The organism is Cellvibrio sp. QJXJ (assembly GCF_024452345.1).
In the GTDB taxonomy this organism is placed as follows: Bacteria; Pseudomonadota; Gammaproteobacteria; order Pseudomonadales; family Cellvibrionaceae; genus Cellvibrio.
On sequence record NZ_CP101662.1, the window covers coordinates 558,366 to 580,904 of the forward strand.

The 22,539-nt window shown below is 49.0% G+C and carries 16 protein-coding genes and 1 other RNA gene; 11 read left to right on the plus strand and 6 right to left on the minus strand.

Annotation, left to right across the window (positions count from 1 at the left end; genetic code table 11):
* Positions 1-78 precede the first annotated feature (78 nt).
* The 3 genes from NNX04_RS02525 (at position 79) to NNX04_RS02535 (ending at position 3,771) form a co-directional block, all read left to right on the plus strand.
* Complete coding sequence (locus tag NNX04_RS02525; protein WP_007641626.1) at positions 79-1,233, plus strand: 1-acyl-sn-glycerol-3-phosphate acyltransferase; 1,155 nt, start codon at positions 79-81, stop codon at positions 1,231-1,233.
* Positions 1,233-3,371: an ATP-dependent DNA helicase DinG gene (gene dinG / locus NNX04_RS02530; protein WP_261947389.1), complete on the plus strand. Its 2,139-nt coding sequence runs from the start codon at positions 1,233-1,235 to the stop codon at positions 3,369-3,371. Before NNX04_RS02525 ends, dinG begins: the two co-directional genes overlap by 1 nt.
* A gap of 73 nt (positions 3,372-3,444) precedes the next feature.
* The gene (locus NNX04_RS02535) at positions 3,445-3,771 is read left to right on the plus strand and encodes a YqcC family protein (RefSeq protein ID WP_261947390.1); all 327 of its coding nucleotides are present in this window, start codon (positions 3,445-3,447) and stop codon (positions 3,769-3,771) included.
* Positions 3,772-3,787: 16 nt separating this feature from the next.
* On the opposite strand, the gene NNX04_RS02540 is transcribed toward NNX04_RS02535, so the two are convergent.
* Positions 3,788-4,639 carry a 6-carboxytetrahydropterin synthase gene (locus NNX04_RS02540; protein ID WP_261947391.1) on the minus strand — a complete coding sequence of 284 codons (852 nt, stop codon included), beginning with the start codon at positions 4,637-4,639 and terminating at the stop codon, positions 3,788-3,790.
* Positions 4,640-4,810: 171 nt separating this feature from the next.
* Between NNX04_RS02540 and NNX04_RS02545 the strand changes: the two genes are divergently transcribed.
* The 6 genes from NNX04_RS02545 to NNX04_RS02570 all read left to right on the plus strand — a co-directional run bounded on the left by NNX04_RS02545 (position 4,811) and on the right by NNX04_RS02570 (position 13,895).
* On the plus strand, positions 4,811-5,371 hold the full coding sequence (locus NNX04_RS02545; RefSeq protein ID WP_261947392.1) for a YfiR family protein: 561 nt from the start codon (positions 4,811-4,813) through the stop codon (positions 5,369-5,371).
* A 1-nt stretch (position 5,372) separates the two neighbouring features.
* The gene (locus NNX04_RS02550) at positions 5,373-8,081 is read left to right on the plus strand and encodes a response regulator (protein ID WP_261947393.1); all 2,709 of its coding nucleotides are present in this window, start codon (positions 5,373-5,375) and stop codon (positions 8,079-8,081) included.
* Positions 8,078-8,641, plus strand: coding sequence for a response regulator (locus tag NNX04_RS02555; RefSeq protein WP_261947394.1), 564 nt, complete (start codon positions 8,078-8,080; stop codon positions 8,639-8,641). Before NNX04_RS02550 ends, NNX04_RS02555 begins: the two co-directional genes overlap by 4 nt.
* A 21-nt stretch (positions 8,642-8,662) precedes the next feature.
* Positions 8,663-10,576, plus strand: a complete 1,914-nt coding sequence (locus tag NNX04_RS02560; protein ID WP_261947395.1) for a putative bifunctional diguanylate cyclase/phosphodiesterase — start codon at positions 8,663-8,665, stop codon at positions 10,574-10,576.
* Positions 10,577-10,612: 36 nt separating this feature from the next.
* A complete protein-coding gene (locus NNX04_RS02565) occupies positions 10,613-12,643 on the plus strand; it encodes a TonB-dependent receptor plug domain-containing protein (RefSeq protein ID WP_315973072.1) in 2,031 nt (676 codons plus the stop codon).
* A gap of 337 nt (positions 12,644-12,980) precedes the next feature.
* Positions 12,981-13,895 carry a LysR family transcriptional regulator gene (locus NNX04_RS02570; protein ID WP_261947396.1) on the plus strand — a complete coding sequence of 305 codons (915 nt, stop codon included), beginning with the start codon at positions 12,981-12,983 and terminating at the stop codon, positions 13,893-13,895.
* Between the two features lie 113 nt (positions 13,896-14,008).
* Here the strand turns inward: NNX04_RS02570 and NNX04_RS02575 are convergent, their stop codons facing one another.
* The 5 genes from NNX04_RS02575 to tpx all read right to left on the minus strand — a co-directional run bounded on the left by NNX04_RS02575 (position 14,009) and on the right by tpx (position 19,935).
* On the minus strand, positions 14,009-14,569 hold the full coding sequence (locus NNX04_RS02575; RefSeq protein ID WP_007641598.1) for a hypothetical protein: 561 nt from the start codon (positions 14,567-14,569) through the stop codon (positions 14,009-14,011).
* Positions 14,570-14,745: 176 nt separating this feature from the next.
* Complete coding sequence (locus NNX04_RS02580; RefSeq protein WP_261947397.1) at positions 14,746-17,250, minus strand: EAL domain-containing protein; 2,505 nt, start codon at positions 17,248-17,250, stop codon at positions 14,746-14,748.
* A 30-nt stretch (positions 17,251-17,280) separates the two neighbouring features.
* Positions 17,281-17,712 carry a response regulator gene (locus NNX04_RS02585; protein WP_007641595.1) on the minus strand — a complete coding sequence of 144 codons (432 nt, stop codon included), beginning with the start codon at positions 17,710-17,712 and terminating at the stop codon, positions 17,281-17,283.
* Entirely contained in the window at positions 17,705-19,168 is a 1,464-nt protein-coding gene (locus NNX04_RS02590) for a sensor histidine kinase (protein ID WP_007641593.1), read from the minus strand. Before NNX04_RS02590 ends, NNX04_RS02585 begins: the two co-directional genes overlap by 8 nt.
* Positions 19,169-19,437: 269 nt before the next feature.
* The gene (gene tpx / locus NNX04_RS02595) at positions 19,438-19,935 is read right to left on the minus strand and encodes a thiol peroxidase (RefSeq protein WP_007641589.1); all 498 of its coding nucleotides are present in this window, start codon (positions 19,933-19,935) and stop codon (positions 19,438-19,440) included.
* A gap of 341 nt (positions 19,936-20,276) precedes the next feature.
* Here tpx and ffs point away from each other — a divergent pair.
* Together ffs and dnaX are read left to right on the plus strand one after the other, a co-directional pair.
* Positions 20,277-20,372, plus strand: an RNA gene (gene ffs, locus NNX04_RS02600) — signal recognition particle sRNA small type.
* Positions 20,373-20,595: 223 nt separating this feature from the next.
* Complete coding sequence (gene dnaX / locus NNX04_RS02605; protein WP_261947398.1) at positions 20,596-22,518, plus strand: DNA polymerase III subunit gamma/tau; 1,923 nt, start codon at positions 20,596-20,598, stop codon at positions 22,516-22,518.
* Positions 22,519-22,539 lie beyond the last annotated feature (21 nt).

The following is a 22,539-nucleotide window of genomic DNA, read 5'->3' on the forward strand; positions in this document are numbered from 1 at the left end:
GGAGCGCATAATGTCTGTTTGGATATAAACCCATTCCGATAGATGTTGAAATTGCCTTCTTACTGATGACTCCCTTATATGACTGAATTTGATGATATTCGCCCCTACCGCGATGATGAAGTTCGCTCCACGCTTGATCGCCTGTTAGCCGACCCGGAATTGGTCGATGCCGTAACCCGTTTGCGTTTTCCCGGTGCGCACCAATGGTTGGGGTGGGCGATAAAACCTCTGGTAAAAGCGAAGCTCAAACAGCAGTTATCCGGCATTCAGGATGTGGATGGTTTTCAGCATGTGGTTGAAAACTATATGGCGGCTATGATGGCCAAGCGCGTCACCGCATTAACTACATCAGGCCTGGATAAGCTGGATAAAAAAACGGCCTATTTGTTTATAAGCAACCATCGCGATATCGCGATGGACCCGGCATTTGTCAATTGGGTTCTCTATCACAACCACAGCAATACTTTGCGTATCGCGATTGGCGATAACTTGCTGACCAAACCTTTTGTGTCAGATTTAATGCGGTTGAATAAAAGTTTTATTGTTAACCGTTCGGCAAAAGCGCCGCGTGAAAAACTCAAAGCGGCAAAATATTTGTCGTCTTATATTCATCATTCAATTTGCAATGAACATTCAAGTATCTGGATCGCCCAGCGTGAAGGTCGCGCCAAAGATGGTTGCGATAAAACCAATTCCGCGGTGCTGGGTATGATCGCGCTAAATAAACCCAAGACGGAAGAGTTGGCCACTTATATCCGGCAGTTGCGCATAGTGCCGGTATCTATTTCTTACGAGTTGGACCCTTGCGATGCAGCGAAAGCGCGCGAGCTTTATTTACAGCGCACGCAAGGCAGTTACCAAAAAGAAGAGCATGAGGATGTAAAAAGCATCGCCATGGGAATTGCTGGCGACAAAGGTAATGTACATTTGGCATTCGGCGATATTTTGGATGGCGATTACACCGATACTGATGAGCTGGTTGCCGCCTTGGACAAACAAATTCTTGGCAACTATGTATTGCATGCTACTAACTGTATTGCTTATGAAATGTTGCATGGCAATGTGCCGACAGTGAATTATGGTGTAAACAACACACCTTATGACCCTGCAACTTTAAGTGCAGAAAAAGCAGCCTTTGCCCAGCGTATGAATGCAATCCCCGAAGGGCAGCGCGAAATTGCGCTGGGAATTTATGCTAACCCGGTTGTGAGCAAACTGAGTAGCAGCAGCTAATGCTAACCGATGACCTCAAAAAACAAATTCAAAGCGCCTACAGCACATTTTTGGAAAATAAGGGCTTAAAGTCCCGCTATGGCCAAAAATTAATGATCGCTGAAATCGCTAAAGCGCTTGGCAGTATTAAATTGGATGATGAAAATCATCGTCTAGTGGAAGAGCGTGCCGGTGGTCATATTTGTGTGGTTGAGGCAGGTACAGGTACGGGCAAAACTATCGCCTATTTACTGCCGGCGCTGGTCATGGCCAAAGCTCTGGGTAAGAAGTTGGTTGTCTCTACCGCTACAGTCGCGCTGCAAGAGCAAATCGTAAATAAAGATTTACCCGATTTACATCGCAACAGCGGGCTAAATTTTTCCTTCACGCTCGCCAAAGGCCGTGGTCGCTATTTGTGTTTGAGTAAGCTCGATAATCTCATTGCTGAATACGAAAGCGGTGTAAATCCCACCCGCGCACTTTATGAAGATGAATATCCGAGTGTGTCTGCACAAAGCGTAAAACTGTATCAGTCCATGATGGAATCCCTCGCTGGCAATAAATGGAATGGCGAGCGCGATACCTGGCCGCAAGCACTCGAACAAAACGAGTGGCAAATCATCACCACGGATCATCGCCAATGTACCGGACGCCGTTGCTCCAATGTGTCGGTGTGCAGTTTTTTTAAAGCGCGCGATTCAATGCATGCCGTGGATTGTATTGTGACCAATCACGATTTGGTGCTGGCCGATTTGGCCTTAGGCGGTGGTGCTATTTTGCCCGCACCGGAGGACGCGATTTTTGTGTTCGATGAAGGTCATCACTTACCGCAAAAAGCACTCAATCATTTTGCGCATCACAGCCGCATGCTCGCGACCAGCAAATGGCTGGATCAATGCAATAAAGCGCTCGGCGCAATTTTAGGTGCGGTGAGTGGCGCTGGGAATGTGGATCGTTATGGCGAGCAATTACCGGCGGCATTAATCGATTGCAAACAACGATTGGATCAGTTGTATCCGGTATTTGATCAGTTGGCGCAGAGCATTGCCTTTGATGATCGCCAAAATCATTATCGTTTTGACAACGGCGTAATTCCTCAGGATCTACTCCTGCCTTGTGTTGAGTTGTACAAAGGCTTTGATCGCCTGAGTGAATTGCTCAAAAAAATGTGCGATGAATTAACCCAATCTATGGAAGATGCGCATTGCCCCGTACCCAAAATTGATTTGGAAAATAATTATCCGCTGCTGGGAACCTGGCAGTCGCGTGCGGAAGCCAATCGCGATTTGTGGGCGAGTTTTGCTACGCCCGATAAACCCGGTTCGGTTCCCAAAGCCCGTTGGATCACCCCCATAGACCACACTGGCAGCCTCGATTTGGAAATTTGCTCCAGCCCGATTCTTGCCGCCAAAACCCTTGAATACAGTTTGTGGGAAAAAGCCTGCGGTGCGGTTATTACCTCCGCAACTTTAACCGCGTTGGGGAATTTTCAACGCTTTCAAATGCGCGCGGGAACACCTGCGGACGCCAACTACCATGTAGTGCCCAGCCCTTTTAATTTTCAACAGGCGACGCTGGAAATTCCCGTGGCTGCAGTGGAGGCGACTAATGCGGATGTGCATACCCTTGCCATTATTGACGATCTGCCGAATTTAATTGATCCCGATGCGGGCACTCTGGTGTTGTTTTCATCGCGCAAACAAATGCTCGATGTATTTGAGGATATGCCGGAAGATCTACGCGAAATTATTTTGGTGCAGGGTGATAATTCCAAGCAGGAAATGTTGGTGCAGCATAAAAAAGCTATCGATGAAGGGCGCGGTAGTGTGCTGTTTGGGTTGGCAAGTTTTGCCGAAGGGGTGGATCTACCGGGTAAATATTGCACGCACGTGATTATTGCCAAACTGCCGTTTGCGGTTCCCGATGATCCAATTGAGGCATCATTATCGGAGTGGATTGAAGCGCGTGGCGGCAATGCATTTATGGAAATCACCGTACCGGATGCATCGTTAAAATTAATTCAGGCTTGTGGGCGTTTGCTGCGCACTGAAACGGATACAGGCAAAATCAGCCTGCTTGATCGCCGCATTATTACCAAGCGTTACGGCAAAGCGATTTTGAATTCGCTGCCGCCGTTTACCCATATCGTTCACAAATGATTTTTTAAAAAGCGTGTTGGGCATCGCTGCGCTCAGCACCAACCTACGAAGCACCCTGACTGCCGGATATACCATGAATAAACTCCACATCGCCGTTGCCGAAGTGTTAATGGACGTTGAACAACAACTGCGGCAATTGCAGCTGTGGGAATTTGAAATGATTTCCGAGGAGGCGCTGGCGAGTACGGAACCTTTTGCGATAGATACCATGAACTTTCCGCAGTGGTTGCAGTTTATTTTTTTACCGCGCTTGTATTCTATGATCGAGCAACAAATGGAGCTTCCCAAATATTGCTCAGTGGCCCCTATGGCTGAAGAGTATTTTTCAGTGTTGAATTTACACTCAACACCGCTGATTACCCACCTGCAAAAAATCGATAATCTTTTAACTCGCAATTAATAATTGCGCTACTGTTTTAGGCTTCTGCAATTGCACCTTTGTTAATGCCTTCATACGCTTTCACGCGAATAAATGTGTCGGGGTTTTCCTGGCGGCTTTTTTGCGCAATGTGATGGGCGATAAACTCTACGGTAGTCTCGGTATCGATCAGATAGCAGCAGCGTTGGGGCAGGGTAATTTCAAACGGGCCTTGCTCTGCCTCGTAGGCAAAGTGGTAGTAATTCGTGCCTTGGTGTTGCGGTTTGCCAATCAAATCTTCACGAGTAGCCAAATAAATATCTTTCCATTCATCGGCCCAACGCTGCTCCAGTTTCGGTGATTTTTTGCCGTTGGCCCAAATATCTATGCGTGAGCGATGGCCGTGTGCAATGCGTTGGCAATTACCCCGGTGTTTTTTCAAACCGTGACTGTAGTGGTAATAGGCTCCAGTTATAGGCTCCAATGAGAAGTCCAACTCCAAACGTGCCACGCTCATTGGGAATCGTTGCTTGAGTTGGCTAATGCACCATTCGGCAATAGATTCTTGTGTTAGAACCTCTGCATCGACAAGAGCAATTGCATCGCGCGGTGAGCGTGTGTGTAAAAATTCACCATTGCTGCCAAATTGCCAATGAATGGTGAGAAAGTCCCCTTCATCGTCAATGCGAATTTGCTGTGAGCGAATGGGCACAGCCAAGCGGTGATCTAACTCTGTATCCAGCCAATGACGCATGACTTTTTTAACGGTGCCGAAATCGCACACCATGCCTTGTTCATCCAGTTCCCCATACAAACGAACATTTGCTAACCAGGTCTCGCCGAGAAGGCCGCGCTGGGGGTCAAGGAAACTGAAATCGACATTGGTTAGGTTATCGACAAACAACAGCATAAAAGTGGCCATAAGAATGGAAATTGAGGGCTGCCATGATACCACTTAGTCTTATTAAGGTGGCTGGAGGCGACGGAAAAAGCAAAACCCTTTATCGCAAAACCACCTCCGCTGGGCTATCCTGAGCAGATTAAAACGCTTTACACGAGGGAATCGCACAAGGTGAAGTCTGTGCTGGGAAGGTGGGCCAAAGTTACTGGTCGTCGCTTGGTTTATTCTGGTGTGGGAGTCTTGCTCTTCACGCCTTTTTTTGTGGCTTCGGCGAATGCGTCCGAGGCTAGCTTGCGCGTTGCATTTGTCTATAACTTTTTGAAATTCATCGAATGGCCCGCACACAAAGATCAATCGGTTTCGCTTTGTGCTTTGGGGGCAGAAGGTGTTACCCGTCAAGCCTTGGCGCAGTTGGAAAAAAAATCCCAACCGCAGCGTCAGACCAGAGTTGTCTATCTCGATAAAACGGCGGATCTCGATCAGCATTTAAATTCTTGCCAAATGATTTATCGCCCCGCAAGCGGTGAACGTATTTCCTTGCCCGCACAATTGCCACCGGGGGTATTGCTCGTAGCGGATGAGCCTGATCCTCGGGATGGGCGTGTTGCTATCGCGCTGCTGCGTACGAGTGATAACCGTATTGAGTTTGTGATCAACGAACAGGCGATTGACAGCGCTGGTGTAAAAGTCAGTAGCCAGCTGCTCAAATTGGCTAAAAAGCCAACAATGGAGCGCCGCTAAGATGCCAAACTCCATTCCTAATACATCGCTAACCCGCAAAATCACTTTGCTCGCCATGTTATTAACCAGCATTGCAGTCTTGGGTGCGGCACTAGCAACCAGTTGGCAGCAATACAATTACTTTGTGAATCAAGTAAATAACCAGCTGCAAATTTTGGCGGAAGCAACTGCGTTGAATATGGCAGCGCCGAGTATGTTTGCCGACAAAGAAGCCGCCCAACAAACGCTGGCCGTATTGCGTGTGGAACCTAAAGTGATTGCGGCACGTTTGATTCTCAGCAACAACGAGTTGCTGGCTGAATACCGCGCTGCGCTTGGCGATACTGCAGCGCTCGGCCCTGAGCGCGATACCCGGGTGCGCGCAGACGTTTTTTGGGCAGAAGAGCCTCTGGGCTATTTGGAGTTGGATGTCACGCTAAAACCATTGCGCGAACAGTTTTATGGCCAGATCGGTTGGGTGTTAGCCGCCGCTTTTGTGGCGCTGTTGGTGTCCGGGATTTTGGCTTGGGCTTTGATTTCCCGAGTAATGCGCCCCTTGGGGAGTTTGAGTGAATTGGCGCAGCGGGTGGGCGATCAAGGACATTACGATGCTCGCGCACCTGAGTCCGCTGTACGTGATGAGGTGGGGCTGCTGACCCGGCGTTTTAACGCCATGCTGGATCGTATTGAAATGCAAGACAGCGAGTTGCGCCAAAATCAGGAGCTGCTGGAGCAGCGGGTACTGGAGCGCACCCTGGAGTTGCAATACGCGCGTGAACAAGCGGAAGCTGCCAGCAAAGCCAAAAGTGACTTTTTGGCAGTCATGAGCCATGAAATCCGCACGCCCTTAAATGGCATTATGGGCATGACCGGTTTGTTGTTGGAGACAGAGCTGGACAGCAAACAAAAACGATTTGCCCGGGTGGCGCGTCGCTCCAGCGAAGATTTGCTTCTTATCATTAACGATATTCTTGATTTCTCTAAAATCGAAGCCGGTAAACTGGAATTAGAGTTACTGCCATTCCCGCTCAATACCCTGATTGAAGATATCGCGGAGCGTTACGCGCCTATTGCGCACGGGAAAAATTTGGAGCTCCTGTGTAGAACACCATTGCCGCCTGTCTCTGTGATAGGAGACGGCCCGCGGCTCGGGCAGGTAATTACCAATCTATTGAGCAACGCCATCAAATTCACCGACAGCGGCGAAGTAGAAATCAGTGTTGGGCTTGTGGCCAACAAGGCAGACCAATTGCAGCTGCGCTTTGCTGTGCGCGATACAGGAATTGGTATTTCTCCTGAGCAGAGCGCAAAACTATTTCAATCCTTTACCCAGGCTGATTCCTCCATGTCGCGCAAGTACGGCGGCACTGGTTTGGGGTTGGCAATTTCGCAGCGCCTGATTGAAATGATGGGTGGGCAGATTCAGTTGGAAAGTCAGCCGGGAGAGGGCAGTCGTTTCTATTTTGATTTATTGCTGGCGCAGCATATTAATACTGAGGCGGCACCGGAGTTTCAGCCACTCAAGCCCTTGCGCACATTGGTGGTGGATGACAACGAGGTCAACCGCGATATTCTGGACGATTGGTTGCGTGCTTGGGGAATCACTCCGGTGCTTGCAGAATCTGCTGCCGAGGCGCTGGCGCTGTTAAATAAACAGGCTAAAACGGACGCTCCATTTGAACTGCTATTAACTGACTGGGCGATGCCGGATATGAATGCTGGTGCATTGCTGGATAATTTGGCGGTCTCACCAATATTTGAATCGCTAGCGGTAATTGTGCTGTGCCCCGCCGGCATTGCGATTCAGGAGTCCCTTGCCAACCGTGCCTTGATGTTATTCAAGCCGGCGCGCCAGACGGAGTTACATGGGCTTATCGCCCAGGTTGCGGCTGGTGATTTTATCTACCAACCGCTCGGTTCCGAGTCCCTGGTCAGTGAGGGTGCAAAGCCAATGCCCGGTGTAAAACCGCTGCGCGGTCGGGTATTGCTGGCGGAGGACAATCCAGTGAATCAGGAAGTTGCCAAAGCTATGCTGCAGCGCATGGGGTTGGATATGACAATTGCCAACAACGGTCAGGAAGCGCTGGCGCTTATTGATCGCCTGTCATTCGACCTGGTGTTGATGGACTGCCAAATGCCAGTGATGGACGGGTTTGAAGCCAGCCGACGAATTCGTCAGCGCGAGCAAACAATGGGCTTGAATCCTTTACCCATTATTGCGCTTACCGCGAATGCTATCAGTGGTGATCGTGAGCATTGTTTGGCGCAGGGGATGGATGATTACCTGAGCAAACCCTTTTCACAATTACAGCTGAACCAAACCCTGAGCCGTTGGTTACCCGAAAAGGATTCAACGCCTGTTGAATCGTCCACGTCAGGCAAAATTGAAATTGATCAACAGGTTATTCGCCAACTGCGCGAGTTACGTGTTGGTTTGTTGCCAAAAATTATTGGTTTATTTCGCGGCGCTAGTCCTACACTTATTACCCAGCTGCATCAGGCAGTGGCCGCGGGCGATGCCAATTTACTCTACAAAACCGCACACAATTTTAAAAATAGCGCTGCTAATCTAGGTTTGCTGGATTTGGCAGCGGCCTGTCGCGATTGTGAGGCCAGCGCGCGCAAAGGTGAAATGGAGGGTGCCGCGCAGCAGGTCGACAGCATTTTACGGCTCTATGATTTATCGCTAGAAGGTTTGGCTGAATTAGAGCGAAAGGAGTTATCCACGTGAAAGAAACCCGCTCGATGCCTGATTCAGCACTCAACCTAACAACCAGCAACGGCATTCCGCTGATCACGCTGGGTGATACCAATGTGAATTTGGTATTGGTTGTTGATGACGATGAAGCCGCGCGTTTAATGACTACTATCACCCTTGAACAGTCAGGTTTTCAGGTGATGGAGGCGGTCGACTGCGCCTCTGCACGCGCACGTTTTGCAGAGCGTAAACCAGATATTGTTTTGTTAGATGTGCTCCTGCCCGACGGTGATGGTTTCAGCTTGTGCCGCGAGTTACTGCAAGACCCACGCGGCCATGATTTACCTATCGCCATGGTCACCGGGCTCGGCGATATAGAATCCATTCATCACGCCTATGAATCCGGCGCCACAGATTTTATTACCAAGCCCGTTAGTTGGGGCTCTCTGCCGTATCGTTTGCAATTTATTCTGCGCGCCAAAAAAGCCTTTCGCGATGTCAGTGTAAGTGAGGGTAAAACCCGCGCGCTGCTGGCGGGTATTCCCGACATGATTTTGCGTATTGACCGCGATGGTCATGTAATTGATATGTAAGTCGGCGCCTACACTCATGAGATGGATCATTGGGTTAGTTACGATGAGGACAGTGGTGAAGGGCACTTGCCTGCACCCGTCTATCGCATTCTTGCACCACAAATTCGCCGGGTGTTTGCCGGTAAAGGTGAACAATTAGTCGAGTTTGATTGGTCGCCTCTGGCAGGAAAAATGCGCACCTGGGAGGCACGGGTAATGCTGCGCGAGCAGCAAGAAGTGGTGATGGTGATTCGCGACATCACCCAGCGTAAACATCAGGAAGCGGAATTGCGTTTGTGGGCCAAAGTATTTGAAGGCAGCAATGAAGCGATCATGATTTTGGATGACCAATTCCGCATAGTTCTGGTGAATAAAACCTACGAAAAGATGATGGGCTTCAGTGCTGAAGATGTGTTGGGTGTGGACGCCGCCCAAATAGGCGCGAGCCAACACCCGCGAGGATTTTTCCGCAACCTGATTGCCATTCTCAACGAGCGTGGGGCCTGGTTGGGTGAGCTTAGCAACCGGCGCAAAAATGGTGAGACATTCCCCTCCTGGTTTTCAATTAGCCGCGTATTGGGTAGCGACGGTCAGATAGAAAATTATATCGCTATTTTTACTGATATTTCCGAGCGCAAAAAATCCCGCGAACGACTCGACTTTCTTGCGCACCACGACAGCCTCACCGAGTTGCCCAATCGCACTTTATTAAATGATCGTTTGGAAATGGCGATTAATACCGCCAAACGGCGTCAGGAAAAAGTTGGCTTGCTGTTTATCGATTTGGACCGTTTTAAAAATATCAATGACTCGCTCGGCCATGCAGCGGGCGATCAAATTTTGCGCCAGACAGCCCTGCGTTTGAAAAAAGTTATCCGTAATGACGATACAGTTGCGCGTCTGGGTGGCGATGAGTTTGTGGTGTTATTGCCGCGTGTGCATGATGAGCGCGATTTGGCGGAAGTGGCAATCAAAGTGCGCGAAGAATTATTAAAGCCTTATTTAGTGGAAGAGATGCCACTGCATTTAAGCCCAAGTATTGGTATCGCGATTTACCCTGAGGATGGCAGTTCACCGAGCGAACTGATTAAAAATGCCGATGCTGCAATGTATCTCGCCAAAGAAAAAGGCCGCAACAATTATCAGTTCTATACACCGCTATTAAATTCGCGCACGTTGGATCGCTTAAAACTTGAGTACGACTTGCGACAAGCCTTGGAGTTGGGGCAGTTTGAACTTCATTATCAACCGCAGATGGATGCCACTAATCAGCAACTTTATGGTGCTGAGGCCCTAATTCGCTGGCGTCACCCGGAGCGCGGTTTGGTTCAGCCCAATGATTTTATTCCGCTGGCGGAAGAGATTGGTTTGATTATTCCTATCGGCAATTGGGTGATCGCCGAAGCGGCGCGACAGGTCACTCGCTGGCAGGCGGAAGGTGCCATTTCACTGGTGGTCAGTGTGAATATTTCAGCACTGCAATTCCACCAACCTGGTTTTATGGCTGAGGTGCAAACCATTATGGACGACGCGGGCGCGGCACCCCAGTCGTTGGAGTTGGAGCTGACAGAGAGCATGCTGATGAGCGATATGGATGCCTCTATCGAGGTGTTGCAGAAGTTTCGCGACTTGGGCTATCACATTGCAATTGATGATTTTGGCACTGGCTTTTCCTGCCTGAATTATCTGCGCCGTTTGCCGGTAAACATTTTAAAAATTGATCAATCGTTTGTTCGTGATATGCAGTCGGATGAGGCGTCGCTGGCGATTGTTAGTTACATCATCCGTCTCGCACAGTCACTGGGTATGGATACCATTGCTGAAGGCGTAGAAACCAGCCATGAAATGACTCTGCTTGTGAATGAAGGGTGTCGTTTAATGCAGGGCTATCACTTTTCCAAACCCTTACCGCCTGGGCAGTTTGATGCCTGGTTAGCAGATTGGTCAGCTCGCTGACCTGCGCCCGGTATTACTGACGTGGAGAATCGCACTATGGTCATCAAACCGAAAGTTTATCGCGCACCGCGCTGCTTGCTGGCGTTGATGTGTCTGCTCAGTATGGGCGCACACGCGGATGAATTTGCCTACCTCGAATTAAGCCTTGAGCAGTTGCTGGAAACCCCGGTGACTGGGTCGACCCTTACCCAAGAGTCGATTAAAACGGTACCGGCGGCGGTGTCGGTATTTACTCATGAGCACATAGAGCGCTTGGGTGTGGACTACCTGCACGAGTTGCTCGGGTTGGTGCCGGGGTTTCAATTTAATCGCAATGCTAATAGTGGGTTGGCTTACACCTACAGCGCGCGTGGTCGACGCACCACCCAGGTATCGCTGGAGGTGCTGTTGCTGATTGACGGCAAGGTATTTAACGACCCCCGTGCTGGCAGCCCCGATGTCACCTTGCCATTATTTCCATTAGCGCAGGTTGAGCGGGTGGAAGTGATTCGCGGCCCAGGCTCTGCGGTTTACGGCAGCTCTGCTTTCACTGGTGTAATTAATATTGTCACCCGCAAACAGCAAAGAGCCCTCGCTGTGGGCGTGGGCAGTGAGCAGCGGCGCGCACTGGATGCACTTTGGAGTCACGCCGGTGAAGAATGGCAGGCGGATGCGTACTTGCATGCCTATGAGGACAAAGGGCAAGATTTGACGATTACCGATAGCTTCAGTCGTTTGCCACTGGAGACTGAAGACCCGCGTCGTTTGCTTAATATGGATCTGGGGTTAAGTCGCGGCAAAACCCAAATTGATCTGACCTATTATCGCGGCGAGTCGGAGGATTTTTATCTCTCGGAAAATACTGCCAACGGGGTGAATGATCACGCCCGTGAGCTGTGGAACTTAAGTGTGGATCAGGGTATTGAATGGACACCTGCGATCAAATCCAATTTTTCTCTCAGCTATCAACAATTCACCTTTGAGCTTGAAGGGTTTGTGCAGGGGCCGGGGGCCTTGGCGGCGGTAAGCGTACCCAGCAGCAATGAACCATTTAGGATTCAAGCAACACAAGCCGGCGAAAGCTATCGCTTGGCCTACACAACGGACTGGACTATAGACGACAAGTCCAGCGCCCAATGGGGCATACAAGCGGCGCACCACGAAGAGATCAAAGCGCGTGCTTACAGCAACTACGATCTGGTGCAATTAATCCAGCGACAATTCCCCATCACTTATTACGGCGAAATGAGTGAACGCACACCCTTGGGGGTTTCAGGTTCACAATCCACCACGGGTATTCATGGTCAATATATTCGCAGCCTGCGCGATTCAACCAGGCTCACCATTGGGGGCCGCTATGATGACTATTCAGATGTAGAGGCACGTTTTAGCCCGCGTTTGGCACTGGTAGAACAACTCAATGAAACCTACAGCCTGAAGTTGTTATACGGCGAAGCATTCCGCGCACCGACGCTGGCAGAGACAGCGTTTATTAATAACCCCACATTGCTTGGCAATCCGGATCTTGAACATGAGGTGGTAAAAACCTGGGACTTGATTCTAATGGGCAATTGGCAGGCCACCAGCCTTAGCGCTGGTGTGTTTCAAAACCGCTACGAACAACCGATCATGACTGGTTTTATTGGCACTACCCGTACGTATGTCAATGGCGATAGCGAGCGCAGTGATGGCCTTGAAATAGAGTGGCTACAAAAATTCGGCGATCGCTGGTCACTGCGCAGCACTTATACCAATATGAATTTACCGGAGACGGCATTTCGCGAAGCGGAATCGCTGGCTTCCTTTGAAATTAATTACGCCGCTCAGCGTTGGAATTGGAATTTGCTTGGTGTATATCAAGATGAACACCAAGCTCCTGTGTCGGCAACAACTGAAATAACACTGGATGATTTTTGGGTACTCAACACCCAATGGCGCTACCGCTTTACCAGTGGTTACGACATTAGTTTGCAAATAAAAAATCTTACCGATGAGGATTATGCAACTCCGGCACAAGGGCTCGGTAAATTGGATGGTGTACCTAGTCGCGGCCGCGAGTTAACGGCGGAAATTCAGTGGCGTTGGTAATGATTCACTAAAAATGCCGCCGTGCAAAACACGGCGGCATTTTTGTTTGTGCCTGGTAATGTAATCGGCAATTTCCACCCAATAGCGGTCAATCGGCGTCGACGCCCTTTGTTGACGAAAGGATTATTTTGGGCGAAACACAAACATGAATAAAACTGGTGATTTTCGGTTTTAACGTGAATATGGTTAATGTTACCCTGTGCGGATTGATTCATTGAGTGGGTAGGTTGGAAAAACGCAGCGACTTCCGACACAACAAATATTCAGGCATATCACTGCTATTGGGCTGCATCGTCGGAAGGCGCTACGCTTTTCCAACCTACGTGAGAGCATAACTATGATCGAAATTCGCCATTTAAAAACCCTTATCGCTCTGCGTGAAACCGGCAGTTTGGTGGAGGCGGCAGAGCGTTTATTTCTCACGCAGTCTGCGCTGTCTCACCAGCTCAAAGAACTGGAGTCGCGCGTGGAGTGCGAATTGTTTATCCGTAAAAGTCGCCCTTTGCGGTTTACTGAGGCAGGAAAACGATTGCTGCTATTGGCAGATGATGTGCTCGCCAGAGTTAGCGATGCTGAGCGCGATGTAAAAAAATTAGTGCACGGCGAGGCAGGGCGCTTATACATGGCAATTGAATGCCACAGTTGTTTTAACTGGTTGATGCCGACTATCGATGTATATCGCAATCAATGGCCCGCTATTGAATTGGATTTCTCTGGGGGTTTTACCTTTGAGCCACTACCAGCCTTGGCGCAGGGCGATATTGATTTGGTAATTACTTCTGATCCACAAGTAATCAAGGGTATTGAGTATGTGCCCTTGTTTGGTTACGAAATGCAAATCGCACTGGCGAATGAGCATCGGTTGACCGCCCGGGAATATTTACAGCCGCAAGATCTTGCTGATCAAACCTTAATTAGCTACCCCGTGAGCCGCAATCGCCTGGATGTGTTTACCCAATTTTTAATGCCCGCCGGAGTAGAGCCAGCCGCTGTGCGCACTTCGGAATTAACTTTGATGATGGTGCAATTGGTTGCCAGTGGGCGCGGTGTGTGTGCTTTACCAAATTGGGTGGCGGCTGAATATGTGGCGCAGGGTTTGATTAGCGTACGTTCTGCCGGGCCACAAGGTATTTGGCCCACACTTTATGCGGCAGTGCGTGAAGAATATTTGGTGCTACCTTATGTGCAAGATTTTTTGGCACTGGCCAAGGCCCATTGCCTGAAAAATTTGCAAGGTGTCATTGCGCTCTAGCTTGTGTGGGTTTGGTGCACAGGTTGCAGCCAATAAAAAAGGCCGCCTATTTTTCCGGCAGCCTTTTATCTATACGAACAGTATTTATCAAGCGCGTGAGTTTTAACGCGTGATTATTTGTTCGCTGCTACATAGTTAACAACGTCTTGTGCAACGTCATCCAACATTGCGTTGGACGCAACACCAAATGCATCGGTATAGGCACCTGCTTTACGCATAAAACCGGGGTTACTTAGTTTGGTTCCATTTGCGCCGTCTTCAAAAGCTACGTCCATAATTACTACCGAACTGCCAGCCATTGCACCAGCCCAAAAACGGGCTGCACCGCCAATAAATTTGATTTGTTTAACATAGGGCTTGATGAACAGCACATTGCCATTGTTAGCCAAATTTTCAGATTTGATTTGATCCAGAGTTTTTACCTGCATGTTCTCCAAAACACCACCCAAACGTTCAGCAAGAATTTCATCAATTTTTTTGACTGCTTTTAAGTTGGCGGGGTGAGAAGCATAGGTTGGTGCAATTTCAGTTTTGACTAAAATAACCTGACTGAATTCGCCCAAGTCGGTAGTTGCTGGTGTTACTTTTGACGGGGTTTCCGTTACCTGGGTGGCACAGCCGCTAACCAATGCAGTAACCAGAACCAATAACGCAGATAGTTTGAAACGAGACATCCTGTTTTCCTTTTTATCGTATTAAGTTAATGACTATTTGGTAGGCCGTTAGCAGGGATATCTATTGGTTTTTTACAAAAAATACCCTGCTAACAGCTTTGGCAAGACTAATATAATGTGACGTTAAAATCTACACCGGTGTGTGAATATAGGGCCGCTTTTGCGGGGGTTGATGCTCAATTTAGCAAGAGTGTGGCGGGTTGTTTGCTGTTAATAAAGTGTGCCAACTGGTCGGGCGGTACGGGCTTTGAAAATAAATAACCCTGGCCTAAATCACAGCCGCGTGAGTGTAGGAAGTGGCGTTGGTTTTCCTCTTCAATTCCTTCGCCAACAATGTGCATGGGAATTATTTTATTGAGCCCGATGATCGCATTTACCATTTCATCATGTTCCTTGCCGGTGCCAATTAGGCTGACAAACGAGCGATCAATTTTCAGGTACTGCGGGGAAAAGCGCAAAATGTAGCTCAGCGATGAATAACCTATACCAAAATCATCCAACGATATTTTAATGCCCAGGTTTTTAAGTTGGGTAATTTGTCGCAAATTGTTTTCCGTATTTTCCAGAAACATTTGCTCGGTGATTTCGATGGTAAGTTGGTCGCCGCGCAAGTTGTATTGCTCAAGCATCTGTTCAAAAAAGGGCAATAGATCTTGCTGCATAAACTGCCGCGCAGAAACATTAATAGATATATTGATATGTATACCCTCGCTATTCCATAGCGCAAGCTGATGACATGCTTCGTTGATGATCCAATTACCGATGGGCAAGATCAAACCACTTTCTTGTGCATAGGGGATAAATTCATCCGGCCCTACACGCCCGCGTTTGGGGTGATTCCAGCGAATAAGTGCTTCGGCAGAAACAACCTGATTGGTATCAAGATCAATCACCGGTTGGTAGTGCACCTCAAATTCGTGATTGATAATTGCTTTGCGCAGGTCGGCATCCAACTGTAAGCGATTGTGAACGTATTCAGTCAGCTCCTTGCGGTACAGTTGATAGCAACCGCGGCCTTTTGCTTTGGCATCATACAAAGCACTGTCGGCATTGCGCAGCAGGGTTTTGGCATCATCGCCATCGGTGGGGTAAAGGGCAATGCCAAAACTCATGCTGACATGTACACGATTTTTCCCCAGGCGAATCGGTTTGTGAATTTTTTGCAGGAGTTTATCGGCTACCGAAGCTACGGCTTCAAAGCGCGGAATGTCAGGTAATAAAATTACAAATTCATCGCCGCCCAAGCGGCAAATAATATCTTCGTGGCGCAGCGATTTTTGCAGCCGACGCGCGACAGTTTTTAGCAGTATGTCGCCCGCCTCGTGCCCTAATCCATCATTGATTTGTTTGAAGTGATCCAGGTCGCCAAAAATAACTGCAAAAGGGACTGTGCTGCGGCTGGCTTTGCGGATTAAAAATTCAATCTCTCGGTTCATTTTTTCGCGGTTGCCCAAACCGGTAAGGCTATCAAAATGGGCGAGTTTCAGCAGCTGATGTTCATAGCGTTTGCGCTCGGATAAATCGTAAATTTGTAGCAGGTAACAAGGTTCGCCAGAAAATTCTTTAATATAAGCCGCATTGATCATAGTGGGAATGCTGTTGCCATTATGGGTTTGGCAGCGGGTTTCATATTGGGCAAATAGTTGATTGCCACTGTAAAGTCGCTCCAGCTCAACCAGCGCATTGGTTATATCCTCTGCGATAAAAAGATCACTGATTTTAAGCAGTGGTTTTGCTGAGCTGGCAGTTTGTGTTTTTCCCTGATTGTCATACCCCAGTAGGTGCCGCAGTGCCGGGTTGGTTTGGATGATAATTCCTTGCATATTAATCAGCGCCATACCCAGCGGTGCATAATCAAACGCAGCGTGGAATAACTGCTCGCTGTGAGCCAGTGCCTGACGAGTCGATTCCATTTCGGTAATGTCGGTGTTGGTGCCCAACCAACGAAGTACATCACCTTGTGAATTTTTTTGCGGTATTGCACGGGTATCAAACCAACGATAGTGGCCGTCGTTTCGACGAATCCTAAATTTGACAAACATTTCCTCCCGGTTAGCGACTGCTTTTGCCCAGTTGCGAGCAAGGTATTCGCGATCATCAGGATGCACTGCGTTTATCCAGTTTGTGCCCATTTGTTCTGCTTTGGGAATACCGGTGTAATCACACCAACGTTGGTTTAAATAATCACAGGCCCCATCCGGTGTGCATGTCCATGCGAGGTGAGGTAAGCCTTCGGCAAGGTGGTGTACGCGCGCTTGATCCTCTTGTTGCAGGCGCGCTTGTTCTGCCCAAATAAGGCTTGCTTCAAGGGTAGTAATTAAGGTCTCAGCAGTAAGTTGGCGTTTGGGTAGGTAGTCAAATGCACCCTCGCGCATAATGTCAGCGACAATGCGCTCGTCGCTGTTGCCGCTAATCATAATTACGGGAGTGGGGTTTTGTTTGTGATTTTTTATCTGCAGTAGTAATTCCGAGCCCAATCCATCTTGAAGTCGATAATCCAAAATTGCACAGTCATATGTGTGTTGATTGATAAATTCTATCGCTTGGTTGGTTGAGGTGGCGGTAGTAATGGTGACATTGAGGGCACCTTTTTGCAGTAGTCGTTTTATTTTTTCTAAATCAACATCGTCGTCCTCAATAATGAGTAACGATACCGGGCGCACTACAGTCGTTACTTGCATATCAATGAATCATCCTGATATTGACGTTAATTAATTGGGAAGGCTGATTGTTGAGCGATAGCTTTCAAGCAGTGATGCAAGCTTGGAAAATTGCGGGCCCACCGCCGATTTCACCATGTAGCCGGCAATGTTTTCATCGTATGCGCGAGCGCGATCCGACTCGGCATCGGACGTGGTCAACACAAAAACAATACTGTTGTGAAGTTTTTTGTCGTTGCGTACTTCGTGTAAAAATTCAAAACCATTCATGCGCGGCATATTTAAATCCAGCAATACCAGATACGGTTTGGTGATGCTGAGGTGAGGGTGTGCGGAGCGCAGTATTTCCAAGGCTTCCATGCCGTCGCGCGCAAGGGTGATGGGAAAATCAACAGCATTTTTGCGCAAGCTGCGGACGACGGATTCAGCGGATACATCATCGTCGTCAACAAGCAAAATGTTAATTTTGGGTTCGCTAGTCATCGATATCTTTCCTCGAAAAACGCGGCCACCACACATGAAAACTGCAGCCTGGTTGCTCGCTGTTGCTGATGAGTTCTATTTGCCCACCGTGGCTTTCTGTCAATCGCTTTGCTAATGCCAAACCAATCCCGCTACCTCCTGCCTCCTGAGAATTAAGGGTTTGAAATAAACGAAAAACGCGCTCTTGTGCTATTTCGGGAATGCCGGGCCCGTTGTCAATTACTTTAAACAAGCAATAGCTGCCGCTCGGCTCAGCACTGATGGTTATTTCCGGTGTGGTGCCATGATGATGTTTAAGGGCGTTGCTGAATAAATTGCGCAACACGGTTTCCAGTGGTGTTTTTGCAGCATAAATTTCATTGATGTGGATATCTTGTTTGATGCTGAATTGCGCGGGAACCGGGTGCATATCCACAATGTTATTGATTAGTTCCGGCACATTTACCGCCGCTGATTCTTTATGGCGCCTACCGGCACGGGCGTAAAGCAGTAAGTCTTCGATCAACCGCTCCATACGCCCGATGCGGATGCGGATTCGGTCGATATTATTGGTGACGGGTGCAGGTACGTTATTGCCCAGGTCTTCTGCAATCCATTCAACCAAATCAGCAATGCCGCGCAAAGGTGATTTCAAATCGTGGGAGGCGACATAGGTGAATTCCTCCAGATGAGCATTCGCTTGTTTTAAATTGAGTTCGAGGCGTTTTCTCTCGGATATATCCGTCACCACTGCCAATGTCATTTTCCCTGCGTCGCTATCCACAGGGCTTAAACCAATTTCGATGGGAATTTCAGTGCCGTTTTTATGGCGGCCGGTTAAGTCGCGACCTAAACCCATGGCTCTGAGTGAGGGTTTTTGCACATAACCTTCGCGCAGCTTTTGGTGTCCCTCGCGGTAACGCTCAGGCAATAACACGTCCATGGACTTACCCAGCAGTTCATTTTTTTCGTAGCCAAACAATGTCAGGAGGCTGGGGTTAATCAGTTGAATAATGCCTCTGTCATCAACCAGTAATTGACCATAGGGTGAGGCATCGATAACAGCGGCAAGGCGGTCTTCAAGTTGCTTGCGGCGGGTGATATTCACAATGGTGGCGACCACAAATCGCTCGCCGTCGGCAATCAGTGGACGCAGGCCAATTTCCAGCGGGAATTCAGTGTTGTCTTTACGTTTGCCGTAAAGGTCGCGGCCTGCACCCATGTAGCGAGTGGACGGTTGCTGCAAATAGCTTTGGCGTAAATCGGCATGGTTACCGCTAAAGCGATCCGGCAGTAAGGTCTCGATATTTTGATCGATTAATTCATGGCGCGAGTAACCAAACAGACGTTCAGCCTCTTCGTTGAGGTAGCTAATCCGGCCATCCTGACGGCTGACAATAATCCCTGCAGGTACTGCATCCAAAAGTTCGCGGGTAAAGTCGCTGCCGGATTTTTTTGCTTCATCCTGAGTGAGCATGTGCACTCGGCTCCCTATTATTGCTAATGCGCTACAACAAGTAGTATTAGGGTTGAGTATAGGTGGCGAGGCGCGGCAGGCGTGTTGGGCAGGCTAAAAAATCTTATTTTTTAAGAGTCTTTAGTCATAAAAATGACTTTTTGATAAGAAGTTTGATTGATAGGGGCTTTGTTGATTGTTGCTGTTATCAGCTGGTCGAGAAACCACCTAAAGATGCAAATAAAAACGCCAGCGCAAGGGCTGGCGTTTTGGCTTTCGCACAATCGTGATTATGCGAGTGCTTTTAATGCGGCGTCGTAGTTAGGCTCGTGCGCCACTTCGCTTACTAATTCCGTGTGCAATACTTTGCCATCGGTGCCTACAACTACTACAGCGCGCGCTGTTAAACCAGTCAGTGGGCCATCAATCAGTTTTACGCCATAGTCACTGGCAAAGTCTGAGCGGAAGGCAGATGCGGGAATTACCTTGTCCAAACCTTCAGCACCGCAAAAGCGCGCTAATGCAAAAGGCAGGTCTTGAGAGGCACAGACCACTACCGTATTTTCCAGTGCGCTTGCTTGTGCGTTAAATGTACGCACTGACTGTGCACAGGTCGGGGTATCGACACTGGGGAAAATGTTCAGCACTACGCGCTTGCCTGCCAAATCAGCCAAAGAGACTTCCGATAAATCTGTTTTAACCAGTTTAAATGAGGGAGCCTTGCTGCCTGCAGCGGGCAGGTTGCCGTTAGTGTTGAATGGATTTCCTTTGAGGGTCACTGTTGCCATAAATAATGCTCCTGAGCGTTAGGTGTGTTTGATCATTAAAATATTAAACAAGCCTAGTTGATAGTGGCGCAAAAGGGAATTGCAATGAGTGCCACTGCAATAAAATCTTTGTTCTGGTGCGATTTATTACAATTTCGTGCGGTGCTTATTGATTGTTGCGTTTTTGATCAGCTGTGAACTGCAATCGGGACATCTGTAAATTAAGGTGGTGCGGTAGAGGTAATTAAACCAGTTGCCCTTTAAATTGAGCCTTGCAATGCCGAGGTAAACTGATGATAATGCGCGCCTCTTGCGTAGCCCACTCCCAGTGAGCATTACTGCGTAAGCTGCTATGGTGATCTAGCCGGTCCCCTCGCAATGACGATCTGTAAACCCCGCCAGGCCCGGAAGGGAGCAACGGTAGCAGTAAGTTATGTGCCGGGGTGTGGCTGGTTAGGTCGCCACCCATTTATTGTGAATCCTCCTTCTTTATAACTTCCTGTTTAATTCAATTTACCAAACTCTGTGTTGCTCACTTCATTGTTGTTTCCTTGCTAACACTTTGCTCTTCGTCCTGCTTGTCGGGTACTTATGTTCGGTATTTATTTCCGTCGTTGGCAGCTATAATCGCGCCCTGTTTTTGCAACCAGTACACTTCACATACAGAGAGCAGCAATTGGCATGAGCTATCAAGTTCTGGCGCGCAAGTGGCGCCCGCGTGTGTTCCGGGAAATGGTCGGGCAGGAGCATGTCCTGCAGGCACTTATTAACGCGCTGGATCATAACCGCTTGCACCACGCTTATCTCTTCACTGGTACCCGCGGTGTGGGTAAGACCACCATCGCGCGGATTCTTGCCAAATGCCTCAATTGTGAAACCGGTGTTAGCTCTGAGCCCTGCGGCCAGTGTTCCAGTTGCCGTGAAATCGCCGAGGGGCGTTTTGTTGATTTGATTGAAGTGGATGCGGCGTCGCGTACCAAAGTGGAAGATACCCGCGAGCTGCTGGAGAACGTGCAATATGCGCCTACCCGCGGCCGTTATAAGGTCTACCTGATCGACGAAGTTCATATGCTCTCCAATAGCAGTTTTAATGCGCTGCTAAAAACCCTGGAAGAGCCTCCACCCCACGTAAAGTTTTTGCTGGCGACCACCGACCCACAAAAGCTGCCGATGACAATTCTGTCGCGCTGTTTGCAATTCAACCTTAAAAATATGAACCCTGAGCGTATCGTTCAGCATTTGAAGTTTGTATTGAATGAAGAATTGGTACCGTTTGAAGAGTCGGCACTCTGGCATTTGGGGCGCGCGGCCGATGGCAGTATGCGCGATGCGATGAGCCTCACCGACCAAGCGATTGCCTATGGTTCCGGCAAAATTACGGAAGCTGAAGTTAGTACCATGCTCGGCACCATCGATCAAACAGCGGTGTACGATGTGGTAAATGCACTGGCGTCGCTGGATGGTAGGGCAGTGTTGGCTGCTGTTGAGCGGATGTCTGAACAGGCACCTGATTACGCCAGTGCGATTGCTGAGATGTTAGCAGTACTACATCGCATTGCGATTGCCCAGGCGCTACCTGAAGCGGTTGATAATAGTCACGGTGATCGCGAGCGGATCATGCAGCTTGCGCAGCAATTGCCCTCGGAAGACGTACAGCTGTTTTATCAAACTGCATTATTGGGGCGCCGCGATTTACCGCTTGCCCCCGATCCGCGCGCCGGGTTTGAGATGGTGTTGTTGCGCATGCTGGCGTTTAAGCCGCAGGGCGTTATTGAGATGCCGACCCAGACATTGCCACAATCGACTGCACCCATAAAGCCTTCATCGACTCCACAGGTCGCGGCTCCGGCAGTTGTCGCTCCGGTGGCCGCGCCAGCGCCAGTTCCGACGGTAAGCGAAGCTCCCCCTGCGAGTGTTACACCTGAGCCTGTAGCCCAGGGTGGGTCGGTTGAGTCTGAGCTTCCGCCTGCGTTTGAGGAGGCTTACGGCAATGCCCCCGAAGATGATTATGTTCCGGCCAGTGAAGACGAATACGAACCCGCACCCGCGTATTACGAAGCGCCCGTTGCGCCCGAGGTAAACGAGCCAAAAAAGCCTGAGGCGGCTGAGCCGCCGCCAACGGCAGTGCAGCAAGTTACAGTTCCTGCGACACAAATTGCAGCCGCGCCGGAACCTGTGAAGGTTCCCACGCCAAAAACTCTACGCAAAATTCCCTATGAACAAGCGGGCCCTGCGGATTGGACGGAAATTTATTTAGGCTTGGGTGTTACCGGTATTTTGCAAAGTACGGTGGCGAATTGCCAAATGGTTAAACGCCAGGGCAATGAATTCTTTTTTGTGCTGGATGAAGCCAATAGCACCCTGTATGACGTGAGCCATGAAAAGCGCCTTGCCGATTTAATGGGTGATTATTTTGTCGAGCCAGTGCGCGTGCATATCCAGCTGGGGCAAGTGACGGCCGAAACACCGTCGATGATGGCGATTCGTTTGCGTGAGGAGCGTTTACAAGATGCAATCCATGCGATTAAAAATGATCCTGTAGTGCAGCAACTCATCGCTCAATTTGGTGCGACATTGCGCGAAGAAACCATTCAACCAATCTAATTTACTTATCTAATTTACTGA

Excerpts from the sequence above, each read along its gene's own strand:
- NNX04_RS02550 (WP_261947393.1), top strand. The coding sequence starts at position 5,373 with ATGCCAAACTCCATTCCTAATACATCGCTAACCCGCAAAATCACTTTG.
- NNX04_RS02565 (WP_315973072.1), top strand. The coding sequence starts at position 10,613 with ATGGTCATCAAACCGAAAGTTTATCGCGCACCGCGCTGCTTGCTGGCG.
- NNX04_RS02525 (WP_007641626.1), top strand. The coding sequence starts at position 79 with ATGACTGAATTTGATGATATTCGCCCCTACCGCGATGATGAAGTTCGC.
- dinG (WP_261947389.1), top strand. The coding sequence starts at position 1,233 with ATGCTAACCGATGACCTCAAAAAACAAATTCAAAGCGCCTACAGCACA.
- NNX04_RS02585 (WP_007641595.1), bottom strand. The coding sequence starts at position 17,712 with ATGACTAGCGAACCCAAAATTAACATTTTGCTTGTTGACGACGATGAT.
- NNX04_RS02560 (WP_261947395.1), top strand. The coding sequence starts at position 8,663 with ATGGATCATTGGGTTAGTTACGATGAGGACAGTGGTGAAGGGCACTTG.
- NNX04_RS02580 (WP_261947397.1), bottom strand. The coding sequence starts at position 17,250 with ATGCAAGTAACGACTGTAGTGCGCCCGGTATCGTTACTCATTATTGAG.
- tpx (WP_007641589.1), bottom strand. The coding sequence starts at position 19,935 with ATGGCAACAGTGACCCTCAAAGGAAATCCATTCAACACTAACGGCAAC.
- dnaX (WP_261947398.1), top strand. The coding sequence starts at position 20,596 with ATGAGCTATCAAGTTCTGGCGCGCAAGTGGCGCCCGCGTGTGTTCCGG.
- NNX04_RS02575 (WP_007641598.1), bottom strand. The coding sequence starts at position 14,569 with ATGTCTCGTTTCAAACTATCTGCGTTATTGGTTCTGGTTACTGCATTG.
- NNX04_RS02535 (WP_261947390.1), top strand. The coding sequence starts at position 3,445 with ATGAATAAACTCCACATCGCCGTTGCCGAAGTGTTAATGGACGTTGAA.
- NNX04_RS02590 (WP_007641593.1), bottom strand. The coding sequence starts at position 19,168 with ATGCTCACTCAGGATGAAGCAAAAAAATCCGGCAGCGACTTTACCCGC.
- NNX04_RS02540 (WP_261947391.1), bottom strand. The coding sequence starts at position 4,639 with ATGCTGTTGTTTGTCGATAACCTAACCAATGTCGATTTCAGTTTCCTT.
- NNX04_RS02570 (WP_261947396.1), top strand. The coding sequence starts at position 12,981 with ATGATCGAAATTCGCCATTTAAAAACCCTTATCGCTCTGCGTGAAACC.